8 protein-coding genes and 1 tRNA gene are annotated in these 6,979 nt (G+C 54.1%); 5 read left to right on the top strand and 4 right to left on the bottom strand.

The window, feature by feature from the left end; all coding sequences use genetic code 11:
• Positions 1–319, top strand: a 319-nt coding sequence (locus BM194_RS19190; RefSeq protein WP_143097637.1) for an integrase core domain-containing protein, incomplete at its 5' end; no start/stop codon positions are given.
• Between the two features lie 475 nt (positions 320–794).
• Here the strand turns inward: BM194_RS19190 and BM194_RS21165 are convergent.
• The 4 genes from BM194_RS21165 to BM194_RS19170 all read right to left on the bottom strand — a co-directional run bounded on the left by BM194_RS21165 (position 795) and on the right by BM194_RS19170 (position 4,125).
• Complete coding sequence (locus BM194_RS21165) at positions 795–1,703, bottom strand: radical SAM family protein (protein WP_092850274.1); 909 nt, start codon at positions 1,701–1,703, stop codon at positions 795–797.
• A 4-nt stretch (positions 1,704–1,707) separates the two neighbouring features.
• Positions 1,708–2,436: a class I SAM-dependent methyltransferase gene (locus BM194_RS19180; RefSeq protein ID WP_092850271.1), complete on the bottom strand. Its 729-nt coding sequence runs from the start codon at positions 2,434–2,436 to the stop codon at positions 1,708–1,710.
• 2 nt (positions 2,437–2,438) lie between these two features.
• The gene (locus BM194_RS19175) at positions 2,439–3,440 is read right to left on the bottom strand and encodes a ThiF family adenylyltransferase (RefSeq protein ID WP_143097636.1); all 1,002 of its coding nucleotides are present in this window, start codon (positions 3,438–3,440) and stop codon (positions 2,439–2,441) included.
• 608 nt (positions 3,441–4,048) lie between these two features.
• A tRNA-Pro gene (locus BM194_RS19170) sits at positions 4,049–4,125 on the bottom strand.
• 194 nt (positions 4,126–4,319) lie between these two features.
• On the opposite strand from BM194_RS19170, the gene BM194_RS19165 reads away from it, so the two are divergent.
• The 4 genes from BM194_RS19165 to coxB all read left to right on the top strand — a co-directional run bounded on the left by BM194_RS19165 (position 4,320) and on the right by coxB (position 6,939).
• The gene (locus tag BM194_RS19165; protein WP_092850266.1) at positions 4,320–4,682 is read left to right on the top strand and encodes a CidA/LrgA family protein; all 363 of its coding nucleotides are present in this window, start codon (positions 4,320–4,322) and stop codon (positions 4,680–4,682) included.
• Positions 4,679–5,407 (top strand): LrgB family protein, encoded by a 729-nt coding sequence (locus tag BM194_RS19160; RefSeq protein ID WP_092850264.1) that lies wholly within the window; start codon positions 4,679–4,681, stop codon positions 5,405–5,407. Before BM194_RS19165 ends, BM194_RS19160 begins: the two co-directional genes overlap by 4 nt.
• 118 nt (positions 5,408–5,525) lie before the next feature.
• Positions 5,526–5,699, top strand: a complete 174-nt coding sequence (locus BM194_RS19155; RefSeq protein ID WP_092850262.1) for a DUF2970 domain-containing protein — start codon at positions 5,526–5,528, stop codon at positions 5,697–5,699.
• A 121-nt stretch (positions 5,700–5,820) separates the two neighbouring features.
• Positions 5,821–6,939, top strand: coding sequence for a cytochrome c oxidase subunit II (gene coxB / locus BM194_RS19150; protein ID WP_092850259.1), 1,119 nt, complete (start codon positions 5,821–5,823; stop codon positions 6,937–6,939).
• Positions 6,940–6,979 lie beyond the last annotated feature (40 nt).

Below are 6,979 nucleotides of genomic sequence, written 5' to 3'. Positions count from 1 at the left end.
CAGCGGCAAGCACCGGGTGGACCGGTTCTGTCGCCAGCATGGCATCGACCATCGGCTGATCCCGCCTTACCGGCCACAGACCAATGGCATGGTGGAGCGTTTCAATGGCCGCGTGAGCGACATCCTGAATACGCATCGGTTCGACTCGCGGGAAGATCTGGAAACCACACTCAAACGCTACAACTGGCTTTATAACCACCACATCAATCAAAAGGCCTTGCATCATCAGACGCCGGTCGGTGCAATGAAGCAATGGCAGAAGGACCGGCCCGAATTATTTTGGAAACGCGTAATTAATCATCCGGGCCCCGACATCTAATAACGCTGATCATGATGCTCACGCTGCGGCTTCCGCCGACACGCAGCACAGGCCAACACTGTCAGCGTCGAAGCGCGTCATGTGATCCCTGGCGAGGCCTTGAGGTCCTGTATGCCGCCCAGGCCTTGGGGCTTTCGCCTTTCTGGTGGTCGAGAATGATGTCATGCGAATGCCGGCCGTTCCGGCCAGTGGAGGAAGGCGCTGCCGGCGTCCACTTGGTCCTTGCTATGGTATCGCTCCCCTGTGTATCGGAACTTGTAATCTGCAAAGAATCGGAAGGAGGGGTGGCGACAGGCAAATGCTGATATACGTCAGCGGTCAACACTGGGTTATATCGAGATATTCTACAACCCGAAGCGGCGGCACGGCACGAGTGATAACTTGTCACCCGTCTACTGTGAGCAGCGCTATTCCCAGCGCCTGACCGGTATCTAGAAAACCCAGAGCGATTCACATCGAATGTGGTATATCGCTGTCAGCTGCATGTGGTTATTATCTGTTCAGCTTTCAGCCAGGAAGGGGTACGCCCTTTGAAATGCCGAAGGCATGCTGAGCATTCATCACCGTCGCTGTGCCGTGTCTCGTCAAGCAGTGGAAGAATTTCGGTGCGAAGAGCGGCGACAGTCCTAGGGTAATAAGACACTTGGCCGTTCTCAATCCGTCCTACTGCGCGGCCTTGGCACATGCTAGCGGGGCCTGAGCAGTGATAAAGAAAGCCATCAGCCTGAAGGTACAGAGCAGCACCGTAATCACATTCATGGTATGGAGCTGAGAGCGGACTATGAGCCGCCTGCAATCGGGCTGCTGCTCCTACTGCATTTCTAGTAAAAGTATGCACAATTGATGATGATACCCCAGCCTGCTCAACTACCGCTGGTGCAATGCTAGGCTGGCCTGGATTCACGGTCTCATTGACGATCACGCTTAGACCCTCTTTTGTCAGGCAGGCTACTAGTTGCTGTGCCGAAGCAGGATCAAGGGCTCTATGATGAAAAGAGTCAACGCTAAGCTGAACATGGGAAATACCGCAGCGACGAAGGTAATGGAGACCATCTTGCCGTCCTTGCTCAGTTCGCGCCCAGTACCCACTCGTGAGCACTGCAAGTACCATGCCTTCACCGAGCACGATCTCTGCCGCTAAATCAGCCAAGTCAGGATCGCCGAGACAAAGTTCCGAGCCAGTCATAAAGACGAGTGGTTTGGTACCTAGTGTTTTGCCGAGCCTACATAGCGCGATGACATCGCGGGGCGTGACGGAGTTTCGGTGAGGCTTTTTAGTGGGAGCCTCAATCGAGCAGTGAGCGCAAGCTACTGGACAGCCATCATAGAAGCGGAAAGCCAGGAAGCGCAGGCGTGTCTCTACTGCATGTTCGCGCGGAGACATCGCCTTATCCTTTTGCTACATCTGTGACTGACAAATTAAGTGGCTTTCGAAAAATGAGGAGCGCCCCGGAAGTTAGTTGGTCATTCTCAGCCGCTAAGCGCATAATTTCAAGAACACGTTTTTCTGCGACAGAATTTCCGAGTTCTGGAGCGGGCTCTACCGGAACATCGAAGCTGTGTTCCTTAATAAGCACCAGCCCGGCGTTCTTATATGCGTCGATTAGCTCGCTCCGTGATGTGGGGCGAATGTGCATTCCAGCAGCTTTGTTTAGAGCGTCTATAGTTCCTGTAACAACTTGCTTCTCGTATGTATGTGTAACATTTACCACATATCCCCAGTTTTTTGCTGCACGCGCTAGGTGTCTTTGAAGTGTGGGCGGGTCTTCAACAAACGCCTCTAGGCCTCGGTGTATTACAAGGTCAAAGGACTCTTCTCTAATCCCTCTCCCTTCCATGATGTCCACTCGACGAAATGTGACCCGCCCGCTGCAGGTCGTTCTCTCGATGTTCTTTTTAGCAAGCTTTAGTACGCGTGTGCTGATGTCAATACCCGTCACTTCTGCAGAGAACGCGTCGGCAAGGACGATGGATAAATAGCCGCCATGGCAGCCCACGTCGAGAATTTTCGGTATCGAGGGAAGACGAACTGCTTCCCGGATCCTATTAAGGGTAGTATCTCCACCGAGAAGAGTGGTCGTGATCTTCAATTCTGCCAGATCGTCCGCGTAAGCCATGGTTATCTCCTTATTATTGCATTGTTGGTAATGCTGAATGGCTCTACTAAGGTGTCTAGTGTTGAAAGGTCAAGAAGTAAAACGCGGCGCCTTAATGGTGGTGCATAGCAGGCACCAATCACTGACAGGACTTCATTGGCGATTAGATTGCCGGCGAGATGCACGGCCACATGAGTGCCAGGATTAATGCTCGATCGATTAGCCGCCCTTAGAAGGGCTTCAAGCGCCCCTAGGGGGTGACTGGCAGAAATAGAATTGACAGAAATATCACCAGCCATAAGTGTAGGGCCAACCGCTATTGTGTGCTCTACTACACCACCAGTGACCAAAGCTGTGCCGTTATCCGACAAAGAACAGGCGAGAGATAAAAACATTGCGCGCTCGTCATTATCACCTGCCCAAACGATTGCATCTGGCGCATGGGTAACGCGCTCTCGTAGGGTGCTGTAATCCGAAATTGTCTCCTGAAAACATGAAACACTACAGCCTATATCTTGAAGTACTCCAGCCAACACATCAACTTTGGGTGTTCCAATATGATTTTTATAGAATATGCTGCTTTTATTTAGATTAGGTTCTTCTACACAGTCTGAGTCGAAGAGCGCAAATCGGCCAACACCGGTTTTTGCTAGCGCAACGGCAACAGCAGTGCCGACCCCGCCTAACCCTAGAATAGCTACAGATGAATGAGCGATTTGCGTCCGAACAGTTGTTGGAGATCCGCCGAAAAGTGACCATGCGGCAATTGCGCGATCGCGTTGCATCTCATCTACATCACTTTCAGCTACTAGGCAACCGTAATAGCTAAGCCGTTGTGCAACTGCAGCCGTACCGGGAGGAGGGCTATCCAGATCGAAAGGGTGACGAAGCACCGAAACAGTAGGCAGGATTTCCGCAGCTGGTCCCCCGAGCGCTACTGCAGAGCGCACGGTCTGACCGATAAAAACCTCGGTGCCAACTACATGAGCTAGGAGCGCTGGGTTAATCTGCTGAAGTTCTGACACCTTGGTTCTCCACGCTTTAGCTGTACGAGACAGTTAACGCTAGGCATGTGCCGCTGATGACTTTGCGGTTGGGCTCAATTGTTAGTGTATAGAATGCTGAGCGGAATACAGTTTTCTTCAGCATGCAAGGAGGTTATCGTTCTTTGCAGTTAGGTTGAACTTTTGAAATGGTGGTGCCTAAATTTAGGCTAGTTTTAGAGGGCATGCTATGAGCCAGCTAATATATTTATTGTTATCTGTGACTATGTGCCTGAAAGGAATTGTGAGGAAAAGATAGGCCACCCATTGTCGGTACGCAAAAAAGTAGTGCATCATTTTACTAAGCTTCGATTTTTAATTTTCTTGGTGTCACTGCAAAATTGCCAGCCGCGAAGCCAATGGCACCGACCTGTGCTTCATGGCCTAACTTCGTGAGGGCTTGGCCGGCTACCTATCAGGAAGAGCGAAAGGATATGATTATCCGCAGGGTAGGGGTGTCTGCTAGTGCAGTTGTGGCGGGTGGTAGCCTCTCGTTGCCGTCTCTTGCTACCTATTTGCTACCTAAAAGACAATTAACGAAAAACCGCCACTCGGCATGACCCGTAAATGGCGGTTTTTCTTGGTAATTCTGGTCGGAGCGACAGGATTCGAACCTGCGACCTCTGCAACCCCATTGCAGCGCGCTACCAAGCTGCGCCACGCTCCGTTTACCTCCGCTGGCGGTGTGTCCCGCAGCGAACGAGGCATATACTAACGATTTCTCCGCCAATTGCAACCTTGTATTTCGCTTTTCTTTCAAGTGCTTGGCGTATAAGGGCCATGCTGGGGTCATTGGCGACCAATGAAGTAGACGTTCGTAGTAGAATACCGCGCCTGGATTCGGTCGAAGGGGAGAGATCAATGCCGTTGATCATGGGAATGAGTATATTGCTGGGTTGTCAGTTTCTGGGAGAACTGTTGTCCCGTAGCCTGGCAATTCCCGTACCGGGGCCGGTGCTTGGCATGGTCGTACTTTTGGTCGCGTTACTGATCCATGGTCGGGTGCCCGACTCCCTGCGGCTGGCCGGGGAGGGGTTGCTGCGTTATCTGACCCTGCTGTTCGTGCCAGCCGGCGTCGGCTTGATGGTGCACTTTGAATTGATCAAGGCGGATTTCTGGGTACTGGTGATCACCTTGATCGTATCGACGGCAGTGACACTGGGGGTAACGGGCAAGGTACTGGATCGCCTGGCCAAGCACTATACCCGGGGAGCCGGAAAATGAACCTGGCGGCACTGGATGAACTATGGGTATACCTTTCCGGCAATCCACTGCTGTCTCTGCTGGCGACACTGGTGGCCTTTACCTTGGCGACGCGAATCAACCGGCTTGCCAAGTGCTCACCTTTCGCGCATCCCGTGATCGTGGCCATCGCCTTGTTGATCGGTTTCCTGCTTCTCGCCGGCATCGACTATGCCACGTATTTCGAGGGTGCGCAGTTCATTCACTTCATGCTCGGCCCGGCAACCGTGGCGTTGGCCATACCGCTTTTCGACCATCGTGAGCGGGTGAGGCGCATGCTTGTGCCCATCGTACTGGCTTGCCTGACCGGCATCGTGACAGCGGTGTCATCTACCCTGGCTATTGGTCTGCTGCTCGGTGCACGCCCCGAGACACTGTTGTCGCTGGCGCCACGCTCGGTGACATCGCCGATAGCCATGGGTATTGCCGAACAGATCGGAGGTATTCCTTCCTTGGCGGCAGGGCTCGTGCTGCTGACCGGCTCGGTTGGCTGTGCGCTGGGACCTTGGTTGTTTCGTCGGCTGGACATAGAAGACCCTAGTGTTCAGGGGTTTACCATGGGGCTGGCGGCACACGGTTTCGGCACGGCGCAGTCCTTTGCCTCACTGGGGGCTATGGCGGGAGCCTTTGCGGGGTTGGCGATGGGCTTGACCGGCATGGTAACTGCCTTTCTGCTGCCGCTGATTATCAGCCTGTTCGGTCTTTGACCTTGGCGCGAACTGGTTTCACTCGTTGAAAAATTCATGGTGTGTCACGTTCGGTCAACGGCTACGCTCCAGAAAAGTTGAGCCAATCAGCCTGACGGAACGACAGGCAGGAGGCACGATGTGGAGCGTCATCAAGTCGGTGTTGGCCGCTTTCTTTGGGGTACAGAAAGAACAGCAGCGACAGCACGATTTCAACCAAGGCAGACCGATTGTCTTTATCGCAACCGGCATCGTACTGGCGGTCGTGCTGGTAGTCACCGTTCTACTGGTCGCTTCCCTGGCATCTCGATAAGGCGTCAATCTTTCGTCGGTGCTGACCGCTAAATCAACGAACTCTTCTATACTTAGACAAGTACGTCCTAATCCAGCTCTACCAGTTGCTCCGACTCATTAAAACAATCAAGGAGGAGCCGATGCGTAAGACGTATGTTCTTGCTGCCCTGATCGCCGGGGTGGCTTGGCTTGAGCGCAATGCTCTTGCCGATGGATGGAACATGCCGGTCGGTGTGACGGAAGTCAGCCGGCACGTCCATGGCCTGCACATGACCATCTTCTGGATCTGTGTCGTGATCGGTGCCGTGGTGTTCGGGGTCATGTTCTACTCGCTTTTCCGCTATCGGCGCTCTAAGGGGGCGCAGGCGGCAAATTTCCATGAACATACGACGGTAGAGATCTTCTGGACGGCCGTTCCGTTGCTGATACTCGTCGCCATGGCGATTCCCGCTACGGCGACACTGCGTGACATGTACGATGCTTCCGAGGCCGATCTCGACGTGATGGTGACCGGGCATCAGTGGCGCTGGCATTACGATTATGTCGGCGAAGATGTCAATTACTTCTCCAACCTCGCCACGCCTCGAGAGCAGATCGACGGCACACAAGCCAAAGACGCCAACTACCTATTGGAAGTCGACCAGCCCTTGGTCCTGCCCGTGGACCGTAAGGTGCGGTTGCTGATGACGTCATCAGATGTCATCCACTCCTGGTGGGTACCCGATTTGGCCGTCAAGAAGGATGCCATCCCCGGGTTCGTCAATGAAGCCTGGACACGTATCGACGAGCCAGGCATCTATCGCGGCCAATGCGCCGAGTTGTGTGGCAAGGACCATGGATTCATGCCTGTGGTCGTGCATGCCATGCCCCAGGAAGAGTTCGATGCCTGGTTGGCGGAGCGCAAGGAGGAAGCGGCAGCGGCAGCGAGCGGCGTGGACCGCAACTGGACCTTGCCCGAACTGATGGAGCGGGGAGAGCAGGTCTACGGCACCATATGTGCGTCCTGCCATCAAGCCGAGGGCCAAGGGCTGCCACCGACATTCCCCGCCCTGGTGGGCAATCAGGCCCTGCTGGACGATCTCGAACGCCATATCGACACCGTCGTCAACGGTGTTGCCGGGACGCCCATGCCGGCTTTCAGTGGCACCTTGAATGCCGTGGATATCGCGGCCGTGATCACTTACGAGCGTAATGCCTGGGGCAACGAGACCGGCGATATCATTCAGCCGTCGACCATCCAGGCGCAACTCTCACCCTAGGATCGTCGATCCGCAGCATGGCATATCCACGCCGGGAGGA

It is taken from the genome of Modicisalibacter xianhensis, from assembly GCF_900113605.1.
Classification (GTDB): Bacteria; Pseudomonadota; Gammaproteobacteria; order Pseudomonadales; family Halomonadaceae; genus Modicisalibacter; species Modicisalibacter xianhensis.
This window is presented reverse-complemented; position numbering and strand designations above follow the sequence as displayed.

Bases quoted from the DNA above. Each gene is read 5' to 3' on its own strand.
- BM194_RS21165 (WP_092850274.1), bottom strand. From the start codon at position 1,703: ATGTCTCCGCGCGAACATGCAGTAGAGACACGCCTGCGCTTCCTGGCT.
- BM194_RS19180 (WP_092850271.1), bottom strand. From the start codon at position 2,436: ATGGCTTACGCGGACGATCTGGCAGAATTGAAGATCACGACCACTCTT.
- BM194_RS19165 (WP_092850266.1), top strand. From the start codon at position 4,320: ATGCCGTTGATCATGGGAATGAGTATATTGCTGGGTTGTCAGTTTCTG.
- BM194_RS19160 (WP_092850264.1), top strand. From the start codon at position 4,679: ATGAACCTGGCGGCACTGGATGAACTATGGGTATACCTTTCCGGCAAT.
- BM194_RS19155 (WP_092850262.1), top strand. From the start codon at position 5,526: ATGTGGAGCGTCATCAAGTCGGTGTTGGCCGCTTTCTTTGGGGTACAG.
- coxB (WP_092850259.1), top strand. From the start codon at position 5,821: ATGCGTAAGACGTATGTTCTTGCTGCCCTGATCGCCGGGGTGGCTTGG.